General features: G+C 72.9%; 21 protein-coding genes. 10 read left to right on the top strand and 11 right to left on the bottom strand.

All coding sequences use genetic code 11. The features are described 5' to 3' along the window. Nucleotides 1–64: 64 nt before the first annotated feature. Both E1298_RS21760 and E1298_RS21755 read right to left on the bottom strand, forming a co-directional pair. The gene (locus E1298_RS21760; protein WP_131896094.1) at nt 65–1198 is read right to left on the bottom strand and encodes an acetyl-CoA C-acetyltransferase; all 1134 of its coding nucleotides are present in this window, start codon (nt 1196–1198) and stop codon (nt 65–67) included. 86 nt (nt 1199–1284) lie between these two features. Beyond that, nucleotides 1285–3330 carry a DHA2 family efflux MFS transporter permease subunit gene (locus tag E1298_RS21755; RefSeq protein ID WP_131896092.1) on the bottom strand — a complete coding sequence of 682 codons (2046 nt, stop codon included), beginning with the start codon at nt 3328–3330 and terminating at the stop codon, nt 1285–1287. A gap of 185 nt (nt 3331–3515) precedes the next feature. Here E1298_RS21755 and E1298_RS48280 point away from each other — a divergent pair, with 185 nt between their 5' ends. Further along, entirely contained in the window at nt 3516–3677 is a 162-nt protein-coding gene (locus E1298_RS48280) for a hypothetical protein (protein ID WP_165975591.1), read from the top strand. Nucleotides 3678–3811: 134 nt separating this feature from the next. Beyond that, the gene (locus tag E1298_RS21750; protein WP_243725721.1) at nt 3812–4708 is read left to right on the top strand and encodes a class I SAM-dependent methyltransferase; all 897 of its coding nucleotides are present in this window, start codon (nt 3812–3814) and stop codon (nt 4706–4708) included. Here the strand turns inward: E1298_RS21750 and E1298_RS21745 are convergent. The 3 genes from E1298_RS21745 to E1298_RS21735 all read right to left on the bottom strand — a co-directional run bounded on the left by E1298_RS21745 (nt 4703) and on the right by E1298_RS21735 (nt 8955). Then, nucleotides 4703–5707 carry a zinc-dependent alcohol dehydrogenase family protein gene (locus E1298_RS21745; protein ID WP_131896090.1) on the bottom strand — a complete coding sequence of 335 codons (1005 nt, stop codon included), beginning with the start codon at nt 5705–5707 and terminating at the stop codon, nt 4703–4705. The genes E1298_RS21750 and E1298_RS21745 overlap by 6 nt on opposite strands. Nucleotides 5708–5709: 2 nt before the next feature. Further along, nucleotides 5710–8019 (bottom strand): ATP-binding SpoIIE family protein phosphatase, encoded by a 2310-nt coding sequence (locus tag E1298_RS21740; protein ID WP_131896088.1) that lies wholly within the window; start codon nt 8017–8019, stop codon nt 5710–5712. A 234-nt stretch (nt 8020–8253) separates the two neighbouring features. After that, nucleotides 8254–8955 carry an iron-dependent transcriptional repressor DtxR gene (locus E1298_RS21735; RefSeq protein WP_131896086.1) on the bottom strand — a complete coding sequence of 234 codons (702 nt, stop codon included), beginning with the start codon at nt 8953–8955 and terminating at the stop codon, nt 8254–8256. Between the two features lie 99 nt (nt 8956–9054). On the opposite strand from E1298_RS21735, the gene E1298_RS21730 reads away from it, so the two are divergent. After that, nucleotides 9055–9759: a UdgX family uracil-DNA binding protein gene (locus tag E1298_RS21730; protein ID WP_131896084.1), complete on the top strand. Its 705-nt coding sequence runs from the start codon at nt 9055–9057 to the stop codon at nt 9757–9759. Here the strand turns inward: E1298_RS21730 and E1298_RS21725 are convergent. Beyond that, nucleotides 9731–10966 carry an MFS transporter gene (locus E1298_RS21725; protein WP_243725720.1) on the bottom strand — a complete coding sequence of 412 codons (1236 nt, stop codon included), beginning with the start codon at nt 10964–10966 and terminating at the stop codon, nt 9731–9733. The genes E1298_RS21730 and E1298_RS21725 overlap by 29 nt on opposite strands. 128 nt (nt 10967–11094) lie before the next feature. Beyond that, nucleotides 11095–11910, bottom strand: a complete 816-nt coding sequence (locus tag E1298_RS21720) for a pyridoxal 5'-phosphate synthase (RefSeq protein WP_243725719.1) — start codon at nt 11908–11910, stop codon at nt 11095–11097. Between the two features lie 106 nt (nt 11911–12016). Between E1298_RS21720 and E1298_RS21715 the strand changes: the two genes are divergently transcribed. Beyond that, nucleotides 12017–13129, top strand: a complete 1113-nt coding sequence (locus tag E1298_RS21715; RefSeq protein WP_131896080.1) for a citrate synthase 2 — start codon at nt 12017–12019, stop codon at nt 13127–13129. 206 nt (nt 13130–13335) lie between these two features. On the opposite strand, the gene E1298_RS21710 is transcribed toward E1298_RS21715, so the two are convergent. Further along, a complete protein-coding gene (locus E1298_RS21710) occupies nt 13336–16212 on the bottom strand; it encodes a type 1 periplasmic-binding domain-containing protein (protein WP_131896078.1) in 2877 nt (958 codons plus the stop codon). Nucleotides 16213–16372: 160 nt separating this feature from the next. On the opposite strand from E1298_RS21710, the gene E1298_RS21705 reads away from it, so the two are divergent. From E1298_RS21705 to E1298_RS21690, 5 genes are all read left to right on the top strand, one after another. Further along, nucleotides 16373–16753 (top strand): hypothetical protein, encoded by a 381-nt coding sequence (locus tag E1298_RS21705; RefSeq protein ID WP_131896076.1) that lies wholly within the window; start codon nt 16373–16375, stop codon nt 16751–16753. Between the two features lie 126 nt (nt 16754–16879). After that, complete coding sequence (gene serC / locus E1298_RS21700) at nt 16880–18016, top strand: phosphoserine transaminase (protein ID WP_131896074.1); 1137 nt, start codon at nt 16880–16882, stop codon at nt 18014–18016. 3 nt (nt 18017–18019) lie between these two features. Beyond that, nucleotides 18020–18151, top strand: a complete 132-nt coding sequence (locus tag E1298_RS51240) for a hypothetical protein (RefSeq protein WP_279498932.1) — start codon at nt 18020–18022, stop codon at nt 18149–18151. 205 nt (nt 18152–18356) lie between these two features. After that, entirely contained in the window at nt 18357–19283 is a 927-nt protein-coding gene (locus tag E1298_RS21695) for a hypothetical protein (RefSeq protein ID WP_243725718.1), read from the top strand. Nucleotides 19284–19393: 110 nt separating this feature from the next. Further along, nucleotides 19394–21640 carry a hypothetical protein gene (locus tag E1298_RS21690; protein ID WP_131896070.1) on the top strand — a complete coding sequence of 749 codons (2247 nt, stop codon included), beginning with the start codon at nt 19394–19396 and terminating at the stop codon, nt 21638–21640. Between the two features lie 10 nt (nt 21641–21650). On the opposite strand, the gene thpR is transcribed toward E1298_RS21690, so the two are convergent. From thpR to E1298_RS21675, 3 genes are all read right to left on the bottom strand, one after another. Next, nucleotides 21651–22220: an RNA 2',3'-cyclic phosphodiesterase gene (gene thpR, locus E1298_RS21685; RefSeq protein ID WP_131896068.1), complete on the bottom strand. Its 570-nt coding sequence runs from the start codon at nt 22218–22220 to the stop codon at nt 21651–21653. A 74-nt stretch (nt 22221–22294) separates the two neighbouring features. After that, nucleotides 22295–23539: an MFS transporter gene (locus tag E1298_RS21680; protein ID WP_131896096.1), complete on the bottom strand. Its 1245-nt coding sequence runs from the start codon at nt 23537–23539 to the stop codon at nt 22295–22297. A 313-nt stretch (nt 23540–23852) separates the two neighbouring features. Next, the gene (locus E1298_RS21675) at nt 23853–24323 is read right to left on the bottom strand and encodes a MarR family transcriptional regulator (RefSeq protein WP_131896066.1); all 471 of its coding nucleotides are present in this window, start codon (nt 24321–24323) and stop codon (nt 23853–23855) included. 100 nt (nt 24324–24423) lie between these two features. Here E1298_RS21675 and E1298_RS21670 point away from each other — a divergent pair, with 100 nt between their 5' ends. Next, on the top strand, nt 24424–24987 hold the full coding sequence (locus E1298_RS21670; protein WP_131896064.1) for a TetR/AcrR family transcriptional regulator: 564 nt from the start codon (nt 24424–24426) through the stop codon (nt 24985–24987). The last annotated feature ends 14 nt before the right edge of the window (nt 24988–25001 follow it).

Below are 25001 nucleotides of genomic sequence, written 5' to 3'. Positions count from 1 at the left end.
GGGGCCGCGCGTCGCGGGGCGGGCGGGACCCGGCGCGGCGGTCCCGCCCGTCGCCTGCGTCGGATCAGATGCGCTCGATGACCGTGGCGTTGGCCTGGCCGCCGCCCTCGCACATGGTCTGGAGGCCGTAGCGGCCGCCCGTGCGCTCCAGCTCGTGCAGCAGCTTGGTCATCAGGATGCCGCCGGTGGCGCCCAGCGGGTGGCCGAGCGCGATGGCGCCGCCGTTGGGGTTGGTCTTGTCCAGCGAGGCGCCGGTGTCGGCGGCCCACGCCAGCGGGACCGGCGCGAACGCCTCGTTGACCTCGAAGACGTCGATGTCGTCGATCTTCAGGCCGCTCCGCGACAGCGCCTTCTCGGTGGCCGGGATCGGGCCGGTCAGCATGTAGACCGGGTCGGCGCCGCACACCGCGAGGGTGTGGACGCGGGCCCGCGGGGTCAGGTTGTGCCGCTTGACGGCCGCCTCGGAGGCGATCATCAGCGCGGACGCGCCGATGGAGATCTGCGAGGCGACGGCGGCGGTGATGACGCCGCCCTCGCGCAGCAGCTTCAGCCCGGCCATCTTCTCCATCGAGGTGTCGGGGCGGGGGCCCTCGTCCTGCGCCAGCCCGGCGATCGGGGCGATCTCCCGGTCGAAGTACCCGGCCTCGATGGCCTTGCCCGCCCGCCGGTGGCTCTCCAGCGCGAACCGCTCCAGGTCCTCGCGCGAGTAGCCCCACTTCTCGGCCATCAGCTCGGCGCCGCGGAACTGCGAGATCTCCTGCATGCCGTACCGCTCGGCCCAGCCCTCACCGAACGGGAAGTCGAGCCCCGCGACGATGCTGGCGCCCATCGGCACCTTGGCCATCTGCTCGACGCCCGCCGCGACGACCAGGTCCTGGGTGCCCGACAGCACGCCCTGCGCGGCGAAGTGGATCGCCTGCTGGGACGAGCCGCACTGCCGGTCGATGGTCACGCCGGGCACGCTCTCGGGCAGGCCCGCCGACAGCCACGCGGTGCGGGCGATGTCCAGCGACTGCGGGCCGACCTGCATGACGCAGCCCATGATCACGTCTTCGACCGCGGACGGGTCGGCGCCGGTGCGGTTGACGAGCTCCTTCAGCACGTGGGCCCCGAGGTCCGCGGGGTGCACGTCCTTCAGGGCGCCCTTCTTGGTACCGACGGGGGTACGGACCGCGCCGACGATGTACGCCTCGGCCACTACGCCTCCAAAAGCAAGGGGTTCGAGTTCTGAGGTTCCGTCCCGAAACCGAGTGAGATTCGGTTGTCAGTATGAGATTACATCGCTCACGGCGCAACGCCATGTGAGCTGGGTCTCGGCGGGCACAGGACCTCGCCGTCCGCGTCGTCCCCGAGGGAGGCGCGGGCGAGCCTGGTCAGGATGCTCGCCAGCTCCGGGTGCTCGTCCGGCGACCAGCCTTCCAGATGTTCGGCCAGTCCCTTCCGGCGTGCCTCGAAGAGCCGTCCGGCGACCTCCCGGCCGGAGCCGGTGATGGCCAGCACGCCCTCGCGTCGCTCGACGTAGCCGTCCTCGACGATCCGGTCGACGAACGGGCGGCCCTCCTCGACCGAGACCCCGGCCCGGTCGGCGAGTTCTTGGCCGCTGACCGTCCCGTCCTTGGCGATCCGGCACAGCGCCCACATGCTCCCGGCGGACAGCTCGACGCCCGCGAGCGCGCCCAGCCGGTTGTAGAGCTCCCGGGCCTCGGCGTCCTTGCGCATCAGCTCGCTGAGCGCGCATTCGATCTCGTGCCGGGACGAGCGGACGGTGGGCGCCCCGCCGAACCCCTCGCCGTAGTCGCGGGTCTGCGAGGTGGCGCGCAGAGGGACCTCCCGCAGGAACAACGTCAGCAGGAACGCGACCGCCGCGACCGGCACGGCCCATAGGAAGACCGTGTCGATCGACTGCGCGTAGGCGTGGAGCACGCCGTCCTTCACCTGCCCCGGATACCGGTCGAGCAGCTTTGGATTGCCCTGGACGGCCGCCGGATCGAACCCGGGCGGGAGCATCCGGTCCTTGGCGAGGTCTTCCACGTGACCGGCGAGCCTGCTGCTGAACACCGAGCCGAACACCGCGACACCGAACGAGCCGCCGATCTGCCGGAAGAAGGTGACGCCGGACGTGGCGGAGCCGAGGTCCTCGTACGGCACCGCGTTCTGGACGGCGATGACGAGCACCTGCATCACCAGCCCGAGCCCGAAGCCGAGCAGCGCGAACCGCAGGCTCATCGACAGGGTGGAGGAGTCCTCGTCAAGGCGGGAGCACAGGTAGAGCGCCACCGCGATGATCGGCGTGCCCGCGACCGGGAACGCCTTGTAGCGGCCGAACTTGCTGATCAGCTGGCCGGATCCGATCGAGCTGACCAGCATCCCGAGCATCATCGGCAGCAGGTGGACGCCCGACAGGGTCGGCGACACCCCGTGCACGACCTGAAGGAAGATCGGCAGGAACGTCAGCGCGCCGAACATCGCGAAGCCGACGGCGAAGCTGATGGCCGACGAGAGCGAGAACACCGAGCTCGCTAGCAGCCTCGGCGGCATGACCGGCTCGGCGGCCCGCCGCTCGACGGCCAGCCACAGCGCGATCAGCACGACGGACGCGACGCCGAGCAGGACGATCGGCGCGGAGACCCAGTCGTAGCGGGTGCCGCCCCACGTCGTCATCAGCACCAGGCCCACCGCCCAGCCGACGATCAGCAGCGTCCCGAGGTAGTCGATGCGGTGACTCTCGCGCTCGCCCTCGGCGTGCAGGACGGCGGCGATCACCAGCAGCGCGACGATGCCGATCGGGATGTTGATGTAGAAGACCCAGCGCCACGACAGGTTGTCGACGAACCAGCCGCCCAGCAGCGGCCCGCACACGCTGGCGACGCCGAAGACGGCGCCGAACAGCCCCTGGAAGCGGCCCCGCTCGCGCGGCGGCACCACGTCCCCGACGATGGCGACGACGAGGACCATCAGCCCGCCGCCGCCGAGGCCCTGGAGGGCCCGGAAGACGATCAGCTCGGTCATGCTCTGCGCGATGCCGCACAGCGCCGACCCGATCAGGAAGATGACGATCGACGCCTGGAACAGCCGCTTGCGGCCGTACTGGTCGCCGAGCTTGCCCCACAGCGGCGTCGAGGCCGTCGAGGACAGCAGGTAGGCCGTCACGACCCACGACAGGTGGTTGAGGCCACCGAGGTCGCTGACGATCGTCGGCAGCGCCGTGGAGACGATCGTCTGGTCCAGCGCGGCGAGCAGCATGGCGAGCATGAGCGCGCCCAGGATGACGAACAGGTCCTTGCCCTTCGGCATGGCCCGCTCGTCCCGCGACACCGTCTCCGCCGTCATCTCGCCGCCCCTCCGCCGCCCGTGACGCAGGGAGATCTACCCACGCCCCAACAGAGATCACCGGCCTCCGGGATCAGCGGCGGGCGCGACGTGCCGGCGGGCGGCGGGCCCGAGGACGGCGCGCCCGCGCCCTTCCGCGTCTATGGTTTTGAGAGGCGGCACTCCCTCCATAGCGAAGGTGACCAATGGAAGGCATCCTCAGCCTCGTCGTCATGTCACTCCTCGCCACGTTCTGCGTGCGCTGGGCCGCGGTGCGGCTGCGGGTCAACGTACCGACCAAGGTGGCGGTGATCATCGTGTTCGTGCTGGTCGCCGGGGCCCTCTACGGCCAGCACGTCAACGGCTAGCCGAGACCGCCGGGCGGCGCGCGGCGGACCGGAGGCGGGATTTGTGACGGCGGGAACCGAACTTCCCGCCCGCCCGGTGAGTCATAACTGGCGAAACCGGCTTCACGCCCGGCCCGAGGTGAGGGAGTGCACCAGTGCCGCATCCGGCGACCGCGATCCATGAGACCGGTGGCGCGATCGCCCCGCATATGAGGCGACTGCTGGAGTTCGTCGAGCCCAGCGGCGACGACGTCTGCCTGGACGTCGCGCGCGGCGGCGGCCCCATGGCCGCCGCGCTGGGCCCGCAGGTCCGCCACGTGACCGCCGTGGACGCGACGCCCGCGCGGGCGGGGAGCAGGGGCGGGCGGATGTCCACGGTCACGTTCGGAACTGGACCGGTCCGCATCGCCCGGGACTGCGATCTGCCGCCCGCCTCCACGACGTCCCCGGACGGCCTGGCGACCGGTGCCGCGGCGGCCGCGGCCGTGGTCGCGGCGGGGCCGGGGGCCCGGACGGCGGCGCGCGAGCCGCGGCGGCCGCGCGGCGACGGCCCGGACGGCGGGACGATCCGGGCGGACGCGACCGCCCTGCCGTACAGGGACAACGCGTTCTCCCTCGTCACCGCCCGGTTCTCGCTCTACAACCTGGGCGAGCCCGAGCACGTGCTGCGCGAGCTGCTGCGGGTGTGCCGGCCGGACGGACGGCTGATCATCGCCGATCTCGTCCGGGGCAACCTCGCCGGCCCCGACCGTGACCGGATCGAGCGGCTGCGCGACCCGGACCACCCCGGCACCCCGTCCATCGCCCGGCTCACCGAGATGATCACCTCGGCGGGGGCGAGCATCCGCCGACTCGACGTGTTCACCGTCGAGCGGCCCGTGGAGCCCTGGCTGGCGGGCGCGGCGGACGAGGCGGCGGCCGACCGGATCCGCGAGGCGCTCACCGACGAGGTGGACGGCGGACCGAGGACGGGCGCCAAGCCGAGGATGATCGGCGGCGAGCTCTGGTTCACCCAGTCCTGGGCCCACGTGGCCGCCGAGCCGATCTCATGACCCGCCGGGCACCAGGACGGCGGCGCCGGTGAAGCGGTCGGCCGCCAGGTCGGACAGGGCGCGGTCCGCCTCGTCCAAGGGGTAGGGCCGGGTGGTGACCGCCACGTCCAGGCGGGCGGCCAGGCGCAGGAACTCCTCGCCGTCGGCGCGCGTGTTCGCGGTCACCGAGCGGACCTGGCGCTCCTGGAAGAGGTGCCGCCGGTAGTCCAGGGACGGGACGTCGCTCAGGTGGATGCCCGCGACGGCGAGCGTCCCGCCGCGGTCGAGGCGCTCCAGCGCGGCGGGGACGAGGGTGCCGGCGGGCGCGAAGACGATCGCCGAGTCGAGCGGGGCGGGGCCCTGCTCAAGCGAGTCGCCCGCCCAGGACGCGCCGAGATCGCGGGCCAGCTCGCGTGCGGCGGGGCTGCGGGTGAAGACGTGCACGTCGGCGCCCTCGGCGAGCGCGATCTGTGCCGCGAGGTGGGCGGACCCGCCGAACCCCCAGATGCCGAGGCGCCCGCCGGGCGGGACGTCGGCGCGGCGCAGCGCGCGGTAGCCGATGATGCCCGCGCACAGCAGCGGCGCGGCGCGGACGTCGTCCAGACCGGCGGGCAGCGCGTAGGCGTAGGCGTCGACGGCCACGGCGAACTCCGCGTACCCGCCGTGCGCGTCCCAGCCGGTGTACACCGAGTACGGGCAGAGGTTCTCGGCGCCGCGGCGGCAGAACCGGCAGGCGCCGCACGTGCCGCGGAGCCAGGCCACGCCCACCCGGTCGCCGATGGAGTGCAGGGCGCCGGGTCCGGCGGCCACGACCTCGCCGACGATCTCGTGGCCGGGCGTCACCCCGGGCAGGTGGACGGGCAGGTCGCCCTCGGCGACGTGCAGGTCCGTCCGGCAGACGCCGCACGCGAGGACGCGCACCAGCAGTTCCCCGGCGCCGGGGGACGGGACGTCGCGGCCCGCGCGCCGGAGCGGCCCCGAGCCGATCGGGGCCGGGGTCTCGACCGTCCAGGCGAGCACGGCTACGGGGTGAGCGGCAGCTCGAACCAGACGGCCTTGCCGTCGGGCGTCGGCCGGGCCCCCCACCGGGTGGCGAGCTGGTCGACCAGGTACAGCCCGCGGCCGCCCTCGTCGGTCTCGCCCGCGCTGCGGATGCGCGGGAGACGCATGTCGGAGTCGAACACCTCGACCCAGATCGCGTCGGCGCCGCGGCGGAGCCGCAGCCGGAACTCCTTGGTCGGCGGCTCGCGGCGGCCGAGGTCGGCGCCGAGGTTCCAGTCGTCCTCGTCGAAGGACGCGCCGTCGAACGTGCCGGGCCCGAACTGGGCCGCGTTGAACTGGACGGGCGGCGGGGCGCCCAGCGGCTCGCCGCCGCGGCCCGCCGCCACCGGGACGACCAGCTCGCGGCGCGGCGCGGGCGTGGAGGTGGCGTGCAGGACGACGTTCGTCACGACCTCGGAGACCAGCAGGCAGGCCAGCTCGGCCTGCTCGTCGAGCATCCCCCAGGAGGCGAACGCGTCGGCGGCCATCCGCCGCGCCTCCGACACCATGATCGGCTCGGCGGGGAACGTGCGCTCCTCGACGGCCAGCTCGTCCGGGGCCGTGCGGATCACCACGATGGCCACGTCGTCGTCGATGTCGCCCGGCACCGCCTCGTAGGCGGCGTTGGCGATCGTCTCGACCCCGCCGCGCGCCACCTCGGTGACGGCGGTGCGGACCATCTCGCGGGACTCCTCGCGGGTGTAGTACTCGCCGTTCTCCTTGGGCCGCCGGTCGATGAGCCCGTCGGTGTACAGCACGAGCGTGGCGCCCGGCTTCAGCTCGGACTTCTCCTCGTTGTAGAGGATCTCGCCGCCCATGCCCGGGGCGCGGACGCCGAGCATCGCGCCCTCGCTCTCGAACGACAGCTCGCCGACCTCGCCGTCCTGGACCAGCAGGGGCGGGTCGTGCCCGGCGTTGGCGAACTCCAGCACCCGCGACCACGCGTCGTACACGAAGTAGGTGCACGACACCAGCGGCGGGCGGACGAGGTCGTCGCTGTTCCAGCCGGACCGCATCCGCTCGGGACGCGTCATCGTGCGGACCCACTCGTCCAGCTTGCGCAGGATGTCGGCGGGCGGCTTGTCGTCCTGGGCGAAGGCGCGGAGCGCGGCGCGCAGCTGGCCCATCACGGCGGCGGCGCGGGCCCCGCGGCCCTCCACGTCGCCGATGACGAGGCCGACGCGGCCCGCCGACAGCGGGATCACGTCGTACCAGTCGCCGCCGACCTGGGTCTGGATGCCGTGCCCGTGCGACTCCAGCGGCCGGGCGGGCTCGTACCGCCAGGCGATCTGGAGGCCGTCCAGCCGGGGCGGGCGGTCGCCGGGCAGCAGGTGCTTCTGGAAGGCCAGCGCGGTCTCGCGCTCCTCCTCGAACAGCAGCGCGTTGTCGACCGCGAGCGCGACCCGGCTGGCGATAGCGCCGAGCAGGTCGCGGTCGAAGCCGTCGTAGTGCGGGTCGGGGCGCTTGGACAGGTTGGACAGCGCCAGGCTCATCACGCCGAGCAGCTCGCCGCGCACCAGCAGCGGCGCGGAGATCACCGAGGTGATGCCCATGGCCTCGCCGAGCCGTTTGGACGACTCCGACGGCGCGGAGAACCGGTGCTGGATCATGTCCTCGACCAGGACGGCGTCGCGGCGGGCCATCGCCTTGGCGCTGAAGTGGCCGGGCGGGTAGGAGACGGGCTCGCCGACCTCGGCCCACGTGCCGGGCGGCGGCTCCCAGCCGCCCGCGTGCCGGGACACCCGCCGGTAGAGCCGGTCGCCGCTGAACAGGTCGATGAAGCAGTGGTCGGCGAACTGCGGGACGAGCGTGTCGGCCACGCGCCGCAGCGTGCTCTCCAGTTCAAGGGAGCCGGCGAGGCGCTCGCCGATGCGCTCCATCAGGCCGTAGCGGTCCTGCTCGCGCTGGTTGGAGCGCAGGGCCTCGCGCGCGAAGATGACCGTCCCGTCGACCGCCCCGGACGGGTGGCGCAGGGGGACGGCGTGCGCGCGCGTGTAGACCGTGGAGCCGTCGGCGCGCAGGTTGCAGAAGGTGCCCTCCCACACGCCGCCCTTGAGCACGTGCTTGGCCAGCTCGGTGGCCTGCTCGTGGTCCTCCTCGGCGATGCCCAGGGACAGGATGGAATGGCCGATGATCTCGTCGCCGCCGAACCCGAACAGCTGCCGCGCGAACGCGTTGCCGTAGATGACGTTGCTGAAGCGGTCGCAGACGATGACCGCCATCTCCATCTGGTTGAGGACGGTCTCGGGCGGCAGATGCGCCTCGAAAGACGCTTCCCCCCAGCTCTTCATCTCCCCATCCCGATCGCAGAAGCCGGCCCGCCGGTGCCCGCTTTCGTCCGGCGCGGCCCCCGTCCGGCGCCCGGCCCGATGATCACCAGACGTCGCGGCCCGAGTGCCGCGCGTACCCCTTCCGTCGTATTGAACGACGAACCCGCCGTCGAGATACGCCCGAACGGCGCGCCGCTGTGGAGATCTTCGGTATAGACCGGCGGAGCCTGGACGGGGAGTCGCACGCGCGGCGGGTCAGCGCCTGCTGACGAACACGTGCTCGGCGATGTCGCGCGGCAACTCCGTCGCAGCTCCATCGGCCTCGTCGTCACAGGTCACCCGCACCCCGTCATCGGTCGCCCGGAGAGTCACCTCTCGTCCCGGTTGTATCCCTATCTGCTTGAGTCTAAGCATCAGGTCGCTGTCGCTCTGCACCTGCTCGCTGATCCGCCGGACCACGGCGCCCGCGCCCCCGGGGCTCGCGACGGCCGTCATCACCGACAGCGGCGGAGCGTCGCCGTCGTCGCCGTGTCCGCCCAGCTCGTCCAGGCCGGGGATGGGGTTGCCGTGCGGGCAGGTCGTGGGGTTGTCGAGCAGCGCGACCAGCCGGCGCTCGACCTCTTCCGACATCACGTGCTCCCAGCGGCACGCCTCGATGTGGACGTCCTCCCAGGGCAGCCCGATCACGTTGACCAGCAGGCATTCGGCGAGCCGGTGCTTGCGCATCACCCGGGTGGCGAGCCCGCGGCCGTTATCGGTCAGTTCGAGGTGCCGGTCGCCCTCGACCCGCAGCAGCCCGTCGCGCTCCATGCGCGCCACCGTCTGGCTCACCGTCGGACCACTTTGCGAGAGCCGCTCGGCGATGCGCGCGCGAAGGGGGATGATCCCCTCCTCTTCGAGCTCGAAAACCGTCCGGAGATACATCTCCGTGGTATCGATCAGGCCGTGTGAGGTCACAGCTCCCTCCAGTCTTGTGAGCAGGAGTCTACTTGCTCGAACCCCTCGTCGCGGGGGTCGGCGAATATCACCCGTATGGCGGGTATGGGCTAACGCACGATGAACACAAAAGCTTCCCACGACGCCGAACCATTCCTCCCGGCCACCCCGGAGGAGCGTGCCGACCTCGGCGCCCTGCGGAGCGCGGCCGCCGGTTGCCAGGGCTGCGACCTCTACCGGAACGCCACCCAGACGGTCTTCGGCGAGGGCTCGCCGGGCGGACGGATCGCCCTGGTCGGCGAGCAGCCCGGCGACCAGGAGGACCGCAAGGGCGCCCCGTTCGTCGGCCCGGCCGGACGGCTCCTCGACCAGGCGCTGGAGGAGGCCGGGATCGAGCGCGGCGACGTGTACGTCACCAACGCCGTCAAGCACTTCAAGTTCAAGCGGCAGGCGGGCGGCAAGCGGCGCATCCACGAGACCCCGAACGCGGGCGAGATGCGCGCGTGCCGTCCATGGCTGCTGGCGGAACTGCGGATCCTGGAGCCGGACGTGGTCGTCGTCCTCGGCGCCACGGCGGGCAAGGCGCTGCTGGGCTCGTCCTTCCGCGTCACCAAGCAGCGCGGGCGGCTGCTCCCCCTGCCCGACCTGGAGACGATCGGCACCCCGGTCGCCGCGAAGGAGCTCGGCGGCGAGGACCCGTCCAAGGCGGACACGCGGCTCCTCGCCACGATCCACCCGTCCGCCGTCCTGCGCGCCGACGACCGCGAGGCGATGTACGCGGGCCTGGTGGACGACCTCAGGATCGCTGGTCGAGCTCTGGCGTGAGGCGGGTGTCGTAGCGGAGCAGGGCCGGGACGGCGAAGGCGGCCGCGACGACGAGGACGGCGCAGGCCAGGCCGCCGCCGACCCAGGACGCGGTGGCGCCCGCGACGCCGGCGGTCGCGCCCGCGCGGACGTCGCCGAGCCGGGGGCCGCCCGCGACGACGACGGTGAACACGCCTTGCAGGCGCCCGCGCATCTCGTCCGGCGCGTAGGTCTGGAGCATCGTCTGGCGGAAGACCGCCGACACCATGTCGGCCCCGCCGCCGACCGCGAGCAGCAGCACCGCCAGCCACAGCTGGTGGGCCAGGCCGGCGGCGGCCACCGCGAGCCCCCACACCACGATGCACACGACCAGGGCGATGCCCTGCCGGTGGATCCGTCCGATCCAGCCGGAGGCGAGCCCGGCGACGACCGCCCCGATCGCGATCGAGGCGAACAGCCACCCGGCCGCGCCGTCCCCGCCGAAGCGGGTGTCGGCCAGTTCGGGGAACAGCGCGCGGGGCATCGCCACGCCCATCGCGATGATGTCCACGGCGAACGACATCATCAGCACCGGCTGGGTCCACAGGTAGCGCAGCCCGTCGAGGACCGCCCGCAGGCCGGGCGATCCGGTGATGTCGCCGAGCGGCGGGACCGCCGGAAGGCGCAGCGCCGCGTACAGCCCCACGGTGAACAGGACGGCGTCGAGCCCGTACGCCGCCGCGTAGTTCCAGTGGGCCAGGATCACGCCCGCGAACAGGGGCCCGACCAGGCCCCCGACCATGCTGACGGTGAAGTTGAGCGTATTGGCCGCCGGCACGAGCGGCCGGTCGACGAGCCGGGGGATGATCGCGCTGCGGGTCGGCGACGACACCGCGAACCCGATGGCCTGGACGGCCACCACGACCATGATCAGCGCCAGGCTCTCCACGCCGAGCAGCGCCTGGACCAGCAGCAGCAGGGTGGACGCCCACGTGATGCAGGACGAGGCGAGCAGCAGCCGCCGCCGGTCCATGTGGTCGGCGACGGCCCCGCCCCACAGCCCGAACACGATCAGCGGGAGCAGGTTGACCAGCCCGAGCGCCCCGACCCAGAACGACGACTTCGTCATGTCGTACACCTGGACGGGCACGGCCACGGAGGTGACCTGGAACCCGACGAACGAGACGCCCTGCCCCAGCCAGAGCCGCCGGTAGGCGGGGATGGCCAGCGGCCGCGTGTCGATCGCCATCCGGCGCAGCATCGTCCACCGCCGGATGCCGCCCCGTTCGGGGGTGTCCTGGGGGGCGTCAGGGCCGTCGGTGTCGTGGGAGCTGTCGCTGTCAGGAGCGTGAGGGGGGGTTGGCTGCTGTTCCGACGTCACGGAGACAGTCTCTCCACCCTCCATTCCGCGGCGGCGCCCGGGGCTGCGTCACGTTCCACATCGCCTCCGGGAGGCGGCGCTTCGCCTTCCGGAGTCAGCGCTTCGCCTTCCAGGCCCGGCGCGCGCCGGTAGCGGATGCGGTCGTGGAGACGGTCGCGCCGTCCCTGCCAGAACTCGATCGAGGACGGGACGACGCGGTAGCCGCCCCAGAAGTCCGGCAGCGGGACGGCCGCGTCCCCCTCGTCGGCGGCCGGACCGGCGACCGGGCCGGCGGATGGATCGGTGGCCGGATCCGGCCATCGCTCGGCGAGTTCGGCGTAGCGCCGCTCCAGAACGCCCCTGCCAGGGATGACGCCGGACTGGTGCTCGCTCGCCCACGCCCCGATTCGCGACCCGTACGGACGCGTCCGGAAATAGGACTCCGATTCCTCCCTCGGCAGTTCGAGGACGTGCCCGGCGACGCGCACCTGCCGGTACATCGGATGCCAGGGGAACACGAGCGCCGCGCGCGGGTTCTCGGCGAGATCGCGGCCCTTGTCCGATCTCAGGTTGGTGAAGAACCGGAACCCCTGCGGCCCGTACCCCTTCAGAAGGACGGTCCGGGCGCTCGGCATGCCGTCGGCGGACGCGGTCGCCAGCACCATCGCGTTCGGCTCGACCAGCCCGAACGCGTGCACGTCGGCGAACCAGGCGGCGAACAGGGCGAGCGGATCGGCGGGGAGCGCCGACTCGGCCAATTCGGCGCCCTCGTAGGATCTGCGGAGCCGTGCGGGGTCGGGCGTTGGGGAATCCACAGCGTCTGAGCCTCTCACCTGGGCATTGTGCATCTCACATGGACCTGGGTACTGCTCGGTAAAGCGGACAGGGTTCAATGGCACGGCACCGCCTTATCACTCTGGGGACGAAAGGCAGGACGACATGTCCGACTTCAAACCCGGCCTCGAGGGGGTCGTAGCCTTCGAGACCGAGATCGCGGAACCGGACAAGGAGGGCGGCGCCCTCCGCTACCGGGGCGTCGACATCGAGGAACTCGTCGGCCGCGTCTCCTTCGGTGACGCGTGGGGCCTCCTGGTGGACGACAGCTTCGATCCGGGCCTCGCCCCCGCCGACCCCCACGTCCTCCCGGTCACCTCCGGCGACGTGCGGGTGGACGTACAGAGCGCCCTCCCGACGCTCGCCCCGGCGTACGGGATGCGGCCGCTGCTCGACATCACCGACGAGCAGGCCCGCGAGGACCTCGCCCGCGTGTCGGCGACGGCGCTGTCGTTCGTGGCCCAGTCGGCGCGCGGCATCGGCGTGCCGATGGTCCCGCAGGACCGGATCGACGAGGCCAGGACGATCACCGAGCGGTTCATGGTCCGCTGGCGCGGCGAGCCCGACCCGAGGCACGTCCAGGCCATCGACGCCTACTGGGTCTCCGCCGCCGAGCACGGTCTCAACGCCTCCACCTTCACCGCCCGCGTCATCGCCTCCACCGGCGCGGACGTGGCGGCCAGCGTCTCCGGCGCCATCGGCGCCATGTCGGGCCCGCTGCACGGCGGCGCCCCGGCCCGCGTCCTGCCGATGATCGAGAAGGTCGAGCAGCTCGGCGACGCCCGCAAGGTCGTCACCGACATCCTCGACTCGGGCGGCCGGCTGATGGGCTTCGGCCACCGCGTCTACCGCGCCGAGGACCCGCGCGCCCGCGTCCTGCGCCGCACCGCCAGGGAGCTGGACGCGCCCCGCTACGAGGCCGCCAAGTCCCTGGAGGACGCCGCCCTCGCCGAGCTGCGCGAGCGCCGTCCCGACCGTCCGATCGAGACCAACGTGGAGTTCTGGGCGGCGGTCATCCTGGACTTCGCCGAGGTCCCGACCGCGATGATGCCCGCCATGTTCACCTGCGGCCGCACCGCCGGATGGGCCGCGCACATCCTGGAGCAGAAGCGCACCGGCCGCCTCGTCCGGCCGAGCGCCCGCTACACCGGTCCCGGCAGCCGTGCCCTTGAGGACGTGGCCGGGGCGGCGGAGGTCCTCAAGCGCGACGCCGGCTGAGCAGGCCGGTCCCCCGCTCCCACCCCGCGACGCGCGCTCGGGGCCCCCGGTCCGCCGGGGGCCTTGTCCGTTCCGCGAACGTCTGGACGTGCCGCCGCGTCGTTCCCGGTGCCATCACGTCGTTCCCGGTGCCATCACGTCGTTCTCCGTGCCATCGCGTCGTTCTCCGTGCCGTCGCGTCGTTCTCGGTGCCGCGTCGCGGGTGTTCAGCCGTCCGGCGGGCACTCGGCCCGGCCCTGGCCGCTCGCGATCAGCTTGCCGCACACCTGCCGGACCTCCGTCGTCCCGTCCGGGCGGACGGTGGCGAGCAGCACCGGCTTGTCCAGCACCTGGTGCCCGGTGGAGCGGGGCCCGAAGCGCAGCACGCCGCTCGCCCCGTTCGGCAGGACGTCGCGCTCCGGGTCGTTCAGCGCCGCGAACACCGCGCCCGCCGTGGGGCTTGCCTTCTGCTCCCAGAAGACCTGGTTCGCCACGGTCGCGATCATCGTGGCGGCGTCGTAGCTGACGGCCGCGCGGGTGACCGAGGGCCCGCGGTCGCCGGACGGGCTCCGGCCGGTCATCGACCGCGCGGCGGGGTCGTAGTCGGAGTAGAACGTCTGCGGCGGCTGGGCGCCGATCCAGCGCCGCGTCCACGCCTCGCGGGCGGCCAGCGGCATGAAGTAGAGGGTGAAGGTGCCCTTGCGCCCGATCTCGGCGGCGTTGTCGCTGACGTACTTGGCGATCTCGTCGTCGGCCAGGACGAGCGGCCGCTTCGGGCAGGCGAGCTCCAGCACGTTGGCGAACGAGCGGAACTCGTCCGACCGTCCGGCGTAGTAGAAGATGTCAGGCGGATTCTGGCACGCCTCCCGGACGGACTTGTCGAGGTCGCCCGGATCCCGGTACGGGCGCATCCGGACCGTCCCCGGACGGAACGCCTTCTGGAACTGGGACGCGAGGTCCTGGCTGTACAGATCGTTCGGATCCCCGTCGTAGATGACTTCGGCGACCTTCGCGCGCCTGCCGCCGACCTGGCCGTTGCGGGCCCAGAACGCCGCGTGCGCGGCGAGCCGCGCGTTCGGCGGGGCGAGCCGGAAGTAGTACGGCGAGTAGCCCGCGTGGCTGTCCAGCAGGGCCGTCCCGTTGTAGCTGTTGGCCGTCCCGACGAGCGGGAGCGCCGACTTGGCCAGCACCCTGATCGCGTCCTGCGTCTGCCTGCGGCTCTGCTCGAACCCGATCACCGCGACGATCGACCGGTCCTTCAGCGCGCGCGCCCGGATCCGCTCGGCGACCTCCTCGGCGTGGCGGAACTTGGCACCCGCGTTGGCCACCAGCACGCGCAGCCGGAGGTTCTGGCTGGCGTCATTGAAGCGGCGCTGCGCGATGGCGAGCCCGACCAGCTCCCCCTGCGCACCGGCGAGCAGGTCGATCTGCCGGTTCTTGATGGACGGGTCGGCGGTCAGCGGGCCGAGGTACACGACCGTCGCGTACGGCTTGCCCGACCGCGTGACCTCGTCGTTCAGTGACTTGATGCGCCGCAGCACCGGGGACAGCCGGTTGTCGTTGTTCTCGCCGTCCGAGCCCTCGCCGAACCGGAACGAGCCGTCGGTGATGCCGATGCACTCCCCGTCCGCCGTCCTGGTGATGCCGAACGGCGAGCAGTACTTCAGCGCCTGGACGGAGATGACCGTGACGGACGCCGCCGCCACCGCGACCATCGCGATCCAGGGCAGCGCGGGATGCGTGGCCCGGGGACGGCGCCGCGGGGGCTCGGCGGACGGAAGGTTCCCGCCCGGATCCCGGGTGATGTCGACACGCAGCTCCCGCCGGGACCCGAGGACGCCGACGCGCCGCTGCTCCTCCCAGTACCGGTCCCACAGGCCGCGCGCGGCGACGACGTCCTGCGGCTCGCCCGACCACAGGTCGACGCGGACGGACTGGGCCAGCCGGTCCACCAGCCGGGGGCCGGCCGGGGCGGACGGGTCGTCCGCGGCCGGAGCCGTCGGGTCGACCCCAGCGGTGATCACCAGCGGGTCGAAGCCGCGCGGCCCGCCGTCGTCCCTGCCGTCGTTCCGGCGGCCGGCGCGGACCCGCTCGATCAGCTCCACGACCCGCACCCCGGGATGGCCGGGCGAGAGGTGCTCGAAGATCAGCACCGGGTAGCGGACCCTGGCCCAGGCGGCCCGCCGGTAGTCGCGCCGGTAGTTGCGCCGCAGGTCCTCCAGGAACGCGGCGACGAGGAGCAGGTCGAGCTGCTCGGCATGGTCGTCGGACTCCGCCGGGCGCGGGTCGAACACGCCGAGCGCGAAGCCGAGGAAGCCGGTCGAGTCGCGGTCGAGGTAGGGCTGCCTGAGGAACCATCCGAAGCTGCGCACCCCGTACCAGCCGCGCATCCGGGCCGCGATCTGGACGATCACGAACGCCAGCCCGACGGACGCCGCGAGGAAGGCGGCGGCGAGGTCGATGGCGGCCGCCGCGCCCGCGCTGACCAGCGCGACCACCGCGATCCCGATCGGGGCGATCTGCTCCAGGAACGCCAGGAACACCGCGGTCCTGCCGCGCGGGCCCTCCTGGTCCAGGTCGCGCAGGACGTCCCGGCCGCGCCGGCGGATCACCCGGTTGAGTTCGCGGCGGCGCGCGTTCTCGTTGTCGCCGACAGGCGGCTCGGTCAGCCGCCGCACGAGCCGGTGGTTCTCCCGCTCGGTGGACGGGGCGTCCCGGTCGGGCGGGTCGTCGCCCGCGAGCCGGATCTCGCGCAGGTCGCGCAGCCACAGGGCCATTTCCAGCAGCGGGAACCGCAGCGGCGGCTCGCCGCGCGGGTGGCTGCTCGGCTGCGACAGCTCGCGCTTGGCCTCCCGCAACACCCCGGCGACGTCCCCGGGGGCGTTGTCGGCCGCGATGTGCGAGACCGGCGCCTTCTCGCGCTCGCACCGGTCCTTGAACAGCTCCGCCACGTCTTTCGCCGGCTTACCGGGGCCGAGCAGAAAAAGCACCGGTCGGAGCCGCTCCCGCCACTGCCAGGGCGGCCGCTCCCGCAGCCGCTCGAACAGGTCGAGCACTCCGCGCAGCCGATCCTCACCCAGGGTCTGATCGCCGCCGCCCGCCATCGAAACGCCTCGCCTTCGCCGTCGTCCCCCCGGTCCTCTCGCCGCGCCCTGGGCCTTCCGCCTCCCTGAATTTGGACGCGGCTGGGCGAAGAATGGATCGAAACTTTTCCAGATTGCCCCTCGATAAGGCGAAACCCAGCGACTTTGCCATCATGGGCCCGTGATCGACGATCCCGAAGAGCCGCTCGAAGGCGACATCGGCCCCGCGTCCACGGGCCGTCCCGCCGATACGCCGGGCGCGGCCGAGGGCCCCGGAGCCACGTCCGCGGACGCGGTGCGGGAGCGCCGGCGGGAGTTCGAGCGGTACGAGAGGGAGCGGGATGAGCGGCGCCGCAGGGCCAACGCCATGTCCGGGCGGATCGCCCTGGCGATGGCCTCCGTGCTGCTGGCGTTCCTCACCTACGACTCCGTCAGCACGGCCGTGGAGGCGCACGCGAAGGGCGACGACTGGATCTACCCGCCGGCCGTGATCGCCGGTGTCTGCGCGACCGCGCTCGTCGTCGTGCTCGTCTGGGCGCTCCGCCGCCGTCCGCGCGGGTGACGCCCGCACGCCGTGCGCGGGGCCGCCGCGCGCCCGGCCGCCGCGCGCCCGGCCTCCCGGCTCGCGCCGTCTCGGCATGTGAACCCGGCCCACGATCTTCGGTGCAGGTCAAGTAGCCTCGTGCGGGTGACCGAAAGCGCGAATCCCGCCATTGCCATTCCCGCCGACATCAAGCCCGCCGACGGCCGTTTCGGGTGCGGCCCGTCCAAGGTGCGGCCCGAGCAGCTCGCCGCGCTCGCCGAGTCCGGCGCGGCCTACATGGGCACCTCGCACCGGCAGAAGCCCGTCAAGTCCGTGGTCGGCCGCGTCCGCGAGGGCCTGGCCCAGCTGTTCTCCCTCCCCGAGGGATACGAGGTCCTGCTGAGCAACGGCGGCACCACCGCGTTCTGGGACGCCGCGTCGTTCGGGCTCGTCCGGCAGCGGTCGCAGCACCTGACGTTCGGCGAGTTCTCCAGCAAGTTCGCGAAGGTCACCACGGGCGCGCCGTGGCTGGGGACCCCGACCGTCATCTCCAGCGACCCCGGCACCCACCCGGAGGCGTCGGCCGAGGAGGACGTCGACGTCTACGCCCTCACCCACAACGAGACCTCGACCGGCGTCGCGATGCCGATCAAGCGCCCGGCGGGCACGATCGCCTCCGAGGGGCTCGTGCTGGTGGACGCGACGTCCGGCGCGGGCGGCCTGCCCGTGGACGTCACCGAGACCGACGTCTACTACTTCGCGCCGCAGAAGTGCTTCGCCGCCGACGGCGGCCTCTGGGTGGCGCTCGCGTCCCCGGCGGCGCTGGCGCGGATCGACGAGATCGCCTCCTCCGACCGGTACGTCCCGGAGTTCTTCAACCTGAAGACGGTCGTCGACAACTCCGCCAAGGACCAGACGTACAACACCCCGGCGGTGGCCACGCTGCTGCTCCTCGCCGACCAGATCGAGTGGATGAACGGGCAGGGCGGCCTGGCCTGGACCACGGCCCGCACCGCCGACTCGTCCCAGCGGCTCTACACCTGGGCCGAGAAGACCTCCTACACGTCGCCGTTCGTGACCGACCCGGCGCAGCGCTCGCAGGTCGTCGGCACGATCGACTTCACCGACGAGGTGGACGCCGCGGCCGTCGCCAAGATCCTGCGGGCCAACGGCATCGTCGACACCGAGCCGTACCGCAAGCTGGGCCGCAACCAGCTGCGCATCGGCATGTTCCCGGCGATCGACCCGTCCGACGTGGAGGCCCTCACCACCTGCGTCGACTACATCGTCGAACGTCTTTAGATCATGGAGGGGCTGTCAGGGGCGCGCGGCGGGCCGAATAGGCTTCAAGGCGTGAACCGCGCGCCCCAATGGCTGCTCCCCACCGTGCTGACCGCGCTGCTCCTGGCCGTGGTCATCGGCGCGCTGCTGAATTGAACGCCGAGGCCGTCACCGGCCGGACGGCCCGCTCCGGCGCCGGTCGCGTATGATCGAGGGGGCGCGGAACGGGGAAGGGCTGGACATGTCATTGCGTCCGTCCCGGTGTGGGCGCGCGGCCCCCGCCGGCGCAGCGCTCGCCCTTCTCGGCGCGGTCGCGGCCGCTCCCGCCGCAGCCTCCGCTTCCACGGTTTCCACGGCTCCCGTGCGGGGCGCGCGGGAGGCCAAGGTCGCCTTCAAGATCTCCGATCCCCGGATCACCGAGTCCAGCGGCCTCGCCGCGAGCACCCGGCATCCCGGGATCGTCTACACCCACAACGACTCCGGCGGCGTCGCGAAGATCTTCGCCCTCGGCCCGCAGGGCGGCGTCAGGGCCGTCCTCACGCTGGCGGGGGCGGGCGCCCGCGACTGGGAGGGCATGGCCCTCGGCAAGGACGACGCGGGCCGTCCGGCGATCTACGTGGCCGACATCGGCGACAACCTCGGCGGGGCGTGGCCGCACGTGACCCTGTACCGGATCCCCGAGCCGGCGGAGCTGCGCAGCCAGACGATCCCGGCGACGGCGTTCAAGCTCAAGTACACCGACGGGCCGCGCAACGCCGAGACCGTGATGATCAACCCGCGGACCAACCGGCTCTACGTCGCCAGCAAGCTGTTCTCCGGCGCGGTGTACGAGGCGCCCGCGCGGCTGCGCACGGGCGGCTTCAACGTGCTCCGCAAGGTCGGGAGCGCGCCCGCCATGGCGACCGACGGCGCCTTCGCCCCCGACGGGAGCACCTGCGTCATCCGCACCTACTTCGGCGCCCGCCTCTACTCGGTGAAGCCAGACGGCAGCCCAGGCAAGCGGCTCAGGTCGGTGTCGTTCCCCTTCCAGTCGCAGGGCGAGTCAGTGACCTACACGGCCGATGGCGGCTCGCTCCTGGCGGGCTCGGAGGGACGGGACCAGGCGGTGTACCAGGTTCCGGTGCCCGGCCGGGAGAATCCGTCCGCGTCGCCGTCCGCCAAGGCGGAGAAGAAGGACGACAACGCCGAAGAGGGCCACAACGACCCGACCAACACCCGCGCGGGGCTGTTCCTCGCGCTGGCCATCGCGGGGGCGGTGGGATACGGGCTGCTGCGGAGGCGCCGGTGACTCAAGGGGACCGCCCGACCTGACCGGCGCGCTGCAAGTCGGTTTCGTTGGGCGTACGGATCGCGGAAGGAGGCGACGGGCCCGCGCGGACCCGTGTGAGGATGCGGACTGTGGAGCATGAGCTGGTGGGCCTAGCGGGTCCTGGCGGCCGGTGGCGCCCTGTCGCCGCGGGCCCGTTCGCCCTCCTGGCGGTGGCGCTGGCGCTGCTGCCGATCCGTCCGGTCTGGCTCTGGGCCGTCCTGATCGGCGCTGTCGCGGCGTTCCCGTGGCTGCTGGGCGCGGCCCCGGAGGCGCGGCGGCGGCGGCCCAGGCCGTACTGGCGGCTGTCCTCCGAGGGTCTGGAACGCCTCGGGCCGGGCGGGCTGAGCATGGTCCGCTACGAGCGGTCCCGTATCGACGGTCTGGCCATCACCACCGGCGACGGTGTGCTGACGGTGTTCCACCGCTTCGGACGTACCGCCGTGGGTGGGATGACCTCGATGGGGCTGGAACCCTTGGCGCTGTTCGTCACCGCACGCAGGCTCGGTATACCGATGCACGTCCTGGACGGTGAGGCGACCGACCTGCTCGATCCCGCGCTCGATGAGGCCCTGCGCGCCACCGGCCTGGACAGTGACATGCCGGGCAGCGGTCCTCTGCCGCGCGACCACGCCGCGGAGAAGCGCCTGCTCGACCAGGAGGCCGCGCTTCTGGCGGCGGCCCACGAGCCTCCACGCGTCCCCGCGTCCGACAGCATGGCTATCAGCGGCGGCACGGACGGCGGCACGGCGCCCGCCGGCGGGACGTCCGGTGGCAAGGCGATCGGCAACGGCCGGGCGGCGGATCCCGACTCGGGCGACACCGTGCCGATCCCCAAGACCGTGAAGGGACGCGGCGGTGCGGGGCTCCGGCTCGACACCCCGGCGCCGCTTCCCAGCCGCCGCCGGATCGCCGTCCTCGGCACGCTGACGGCGCTGCTGGGCGTCTTCATGGTCGGCCGGATCGCCGTGGAGGGCGCCGGCGGCTTCGGCGCCCGGCTCGCGGCGGGCTGCTGGGCGCTGGCCGCGATCGGCGGGGTCCTCGCGGCGCGGCGGCGGCTGCTGCGCGCCGCCCAGGTCCGCTGGACGATCACCGCGGAGCGCCTCCAGGTGCGGGGCCGCGCGGGCCGCCGAGGGCTCACCGACCTGCCGTCCGCCGAGGTGGCGGCGCTGGTGGTCGGGCCGGGGCTGCGCCTGGACCCGCTGAGCGGCGAGCCGCGCGGCGCCGACCTCGCCGCGCTGGCCTTCGGGCACCGGATGGAGCTCGTCGCGCGGCTGCCCGCGCACGGCCTGGACGGCTTCCAGCTCGCGCACGCCCTCGACGACCACGGCTACCGCGTGATCACGCCGGGGGCGCGCCCGCCGCGCACGCCCGAGTACGGCCTGGAGGGGCTGCCGGAGATCTTCGCGCAGGTGCCCGGCGGGCGGCTGGTCGTGGCCGAGGGCGGGCTCGGCTGGGCCGACGCCGCGGGCGATGTCGTCCTGAAGATGCCCGAGGACCGCATCGGCGGCATCGAGCTGCTCACCATCGGCGGGCACGCCTGGGTCCGGCTGTACGACTCCGACGGCGACGAGTTCTTCGCCGCGCCGCTGTCGGCCTTGCGCATCTCCCGCACCGACCTGCGGGAGGCCGCCCGCCGGGAGGGCCTCCCGGTGAACGACGCCGAGTACGACGCCTACCTCAGCGCCGCGTTCCATTCGGCGGTGTCCACGCTCTCCGTCCCGGCGCCCGAGGCCGAGCACGCCACGGCGCCCATGCCCGTGCAGGGTGCGGCGCAGGAGCCCGCCTCAGGGGCGTCGCCGCCTGAGCGGTCCGGGGAGTTCTCGCTGCCGATCGCCGCGCCGCCGGGTCCGGCGACCGCCCCGGGGACGCTTCTGGACGCGACCCGCAGGTCCCGTGTCGGGACGTACGGGATGAGCGTGTTGCTGTGCGAGGCGGTCGCGCTGATAGGCGCGATATGGCTCGGCCCTGAGCTGGGCGGGTTCAGCGCCACGGCGAGCTGGTCGGTCCCCGCCGGGCTGCTGATCGGCCTTGCCGGCTACTGGCTGTACGACCGCAACCGCTCGCAGCTTCGCGTGTCGTCCGCAGGGCTCGCCGTCGTCACCAAGCGCGGCCGGGTCGAATGGGACCTGGCCCGCGACCGCATCGGCGGCATCGGCATCGACGAGGCGACCGAGCGGATGCCCCGCCTGGTCGTGTGGAACCCGTCCGGGCGGGTGCTGCGCCAGGTCACCTTCCCGCCCGACCTGGACGAGCTGCGCCGCGCCTGCGAGCGCTACGGCGTCCCCTGGGGCCCACCGGACGCCGACCGTCCCGCGCCTCCCCCACCGGAGCTGTGACCGGAACGAGCTAGGTACGCCGCAGTGACCAGGTCTTCAGGGATTCGTACGTCACCTGGTTGTACTGCTTGCCGGGCAGGTGGCTGCGCACCAGATGGACGGCGTCGGCCGTCCAGGGGCCGCTCGCGAAGGCCGACAGCGCCTCCAGCAGGGGCCGTACGTCCACGGGCTGCCGCGACCGGGCCACCGTCAGGTGCGGACGGAACGTGCGGTGCTTGTCGGGCGGGGTCCCGGCCCGGCGTCCGGCGGCGGCGATCGACGCGGCCAGCCTGGCCAGCCCGCGGCGGTCGCCGTACAGGCCCGTCCACAGGACCCGGGCGTGCGTCCCGCTGCCGGGGAACGCGCCCGCGCCCGCCAGGGACAGCGACATCCGCCCGTGCCGCGCGACGGCCCGCTCAAGCCGGGGCAGGAGCCGGTCGAGGGTGCGGTCGTCGACCTCGCCGAGGAACGCCAGCGTCACGTGGAGCAGCTCGCGCCTGATCCACCTCAGCTCGGGCACGTCGGCCAGGTGGGGCAGGACGGCCTCCTCCAGCTCGTCCAGGATGTCCGGTGGCGGTAGGAGCGCCACAAAAAGCCTCATGGGAACGTCCGGAGAGCCACCTGGCCAGCCTTTCAGCCGATGGCACCCCTTGTCACGCGGATGGGACCCGCCTGTCAGCCGCCCTCCGCCGTCCGCGGACGGCGGACCCTGGCGAGGGCCGGACGGATCGACTCGCGGGGCACCGCCAGCACCCCGACGGCGAGCGTCGTCAGGACGGCCACGACGCCGCCGAGCACGATGCTCAGCCGGGGGCCGAACTGCTCGGCCATCCAGCCGACCGCGGGCGCGCCCAGCGGGTTCGTCCCGAGGAACACGAACATGTAGAGCCCCATGACGCGTCCGCGCATCTCCGGCGCGACGCTGAGCTGCATGGTGGCGTTCGCCGCCGTCGTGAACGTCATCAGCGCGATGCCGGTCGGGACCAGCAGCACCAGGAACGACCAGTACGTCGGCATCAGGCCGGTGGCGACCTCCAGCACGCCGAACAGCAGCGCCCCCGACAGCAGCAGCCGCAGGCGCGGCCGGGTCGCGCGGCGCGCGGCCAGCAGCGCTCCGATGAGCGCGCCGAGCGCGAGCATGCTGGAGGCCAGGCCGAACGAGGACGCGCCGGTGTGGAAGACCTGGCGCGCCACCAGCGCCGTCGTCATCTGGAAGTTCATGCCGAACGTGGCGACGAACCCGACGAGCACCAGCACCAGGAGCAGGTCGCGGCGGCCGCGCACGTAGCGCAAACCCTCGCGGAGCTGCCCCCTGGCGCGTTTCACGGGCGCGGCGGGGTGCAGCTCGTCCTGTCGCATCGCGTAGAGGCCGAAGAGCACGGCGCCGAACGAGGCGGCGTTCACCAGGAACACCGGGCCGGTGCCGAGCACCGCGATCAGCACGCCGGCGACGGCCGGGCCGAGCAGCCGCGCGCCGTTGAAGGTGGCGCTGTTGAGCGCGATGGCGTTGGGCAGGTCGCGCCTGCCGACCATCTCGATCACGAACGACTGCCGGGTGGGGTTGTCGACGACGGTGGCGAGGCCGAGCCCGAACGCCAGCACGTACACGTGCCAGACCTGGGCGGTGCCGGTGACGGCGAGCACGCCGAGGACCAGCGCGAGCGCGCCCATCGCGATCTGGGTGATCATCAGGACGCGGCGCTTGGGGTAGCGGTCGGCGACCACCCCGCCCCACAGGCCGAACAGCAGCAGCGGCAGGAACTGCAGGCCGGTCGTGACGCCGAGCGCGGTGCCGCTGCCGTGGGCGAGGTCCAGGACGAGCCAGTCCTGCGCGACGCGCTGCATCCACGTGCCGGTGTTGGAGACGACCTGGCCCGCTGCGAACAGCCGGTAGTTGCGCGTGCGCAGCGACCGGAACATGCCTCCGCCGCCGCCCACGGGCTCCGGCTCGTCCTCGGTCACGGTCTTGTCGTGGGGCTCCGCATCGTCGTCGTGCGGCTCCGGCTCGGTTCCGGCGGCCTGGGGTTCCGCGTCTTCTGCGGCCGCGTCCTCTGCGGCCGCGTCCTCTGCGTTCTCTGCGGCCGCGTCCTGCACGGCGAGGACGGCGGTCGGGCCGCGCGGCGTGGCCCCGTCCGGCTCCCTGGGTTCCTCGTTAGCAGAAGTCATTACCAATGCTAACGATAATCGCGAACCGGCCATTCCGGCAACCGGGCCTGCCGATCCCCGTGCCGGGTCAGGAGCGGCTGAGCTTGTCGATGATCGGCGCGGCCCGGCCGAGGATCTCCCGCTCGTCCTCGGTCAGCTCGCCGAGCCGCCGCGACAGCCACGCCTCCTTGCGGCGCCGCTCCTCGCGCAGCAGCGCGGCGCCCTGCTCGGTGGTGCTCAGCACGACCTGGCGCCCGTCGGTCGGATGGGGGCTGCGCATCAGCAGCGCCCGCTCCTCCAGGTAGGCGATGACGCGCGTCATCGAGGGCGGCTGGACCTTCTCGTGGTCGGCCAGCTCGCGCGGCGTCATCGAGCCGTTCCGCTCGATGGCCGCGAGCGCCGCGAACTGCGTGAGCGACAGCGGGCCGGCGTCGCCGGCGCCGGACGCGGCCGGCCGCAGCGTGCGCAGGCGCCGCGACAGCCGCGCGATCGAGATGCGCAGCTCCTCGGCGAGCCCCGGAGCGGGCGCCGTGCGGCCTCCGGTCGGTGGCGTTGTCATCGTCGGTGCTCTCCCATGTCCCATGCCTCCACGGCCGCTCCTTGACATGACTGGCTAAGTATATTAGCTTTCAAGCTATTCTCATTAAGGAGGTCGGAGAATGCCGCGCGCAGGTCTCTCGCCGGACGCGGTCGTGGACGCCGCCATCGCCATAGTGGACGCCGAGGGCCCGGACGCCCTCACGCTGGCTGCGGTGGCGGGGAAGGCCGGCGTCGCGACGCCCTCCCTCTACAAGCATGTCCGCAACCTCGCGGAGTTGCGACAACTGGTGACCGTCCGGGTGATGGAAGAGCTCGCCGACCGGCTCGGGAACGCCGCCTTGGGCCGTTCCAGGGACGACGCGGTGCGCGCCTTGATGCGGGCCTACCGGTCCTACGTCGTGGAGCATCCGAGCCGGTACGCCTCCATGGAGCAGTCGGCCGAACCCCTGGAGCGCGTCGACGCCGTCGCGGAGCGGCTTCTGGGCATCATCCTCGCCGTACTGCGCGGCTACGCCCTGAAGGGTCCGGACCTCATACACGCCGCCCGGTGCCTGCGCTCGGCCGTGCACGGCTTCGCCGTCCTTGAGGCGGCGGGCGGCTTCGGACTGCCCGAGGACCTGGAGGCGAGCTACGAGCTGCTCATCACCATGGTCACCGGAGGGCTGCCCCGCCCGCGGGTGTGACCCGGCCCTCCCCC

The sequence above is a fragment of the Actinomadura rubrisoli genome (genome assembly GCF_004349215.1).
Taxonomy (GTDB): Bacteria; Actinomycetota; Actinomycetes; order Streptosporangiales; family Streptosporangiaceae; genus Spirillospora; species Spirillospora rubrisoli.
Note: the sequence above shows the minus strand (reverse complement) of the source record. Positions and strands in the feature narration are given on the sequence as shown.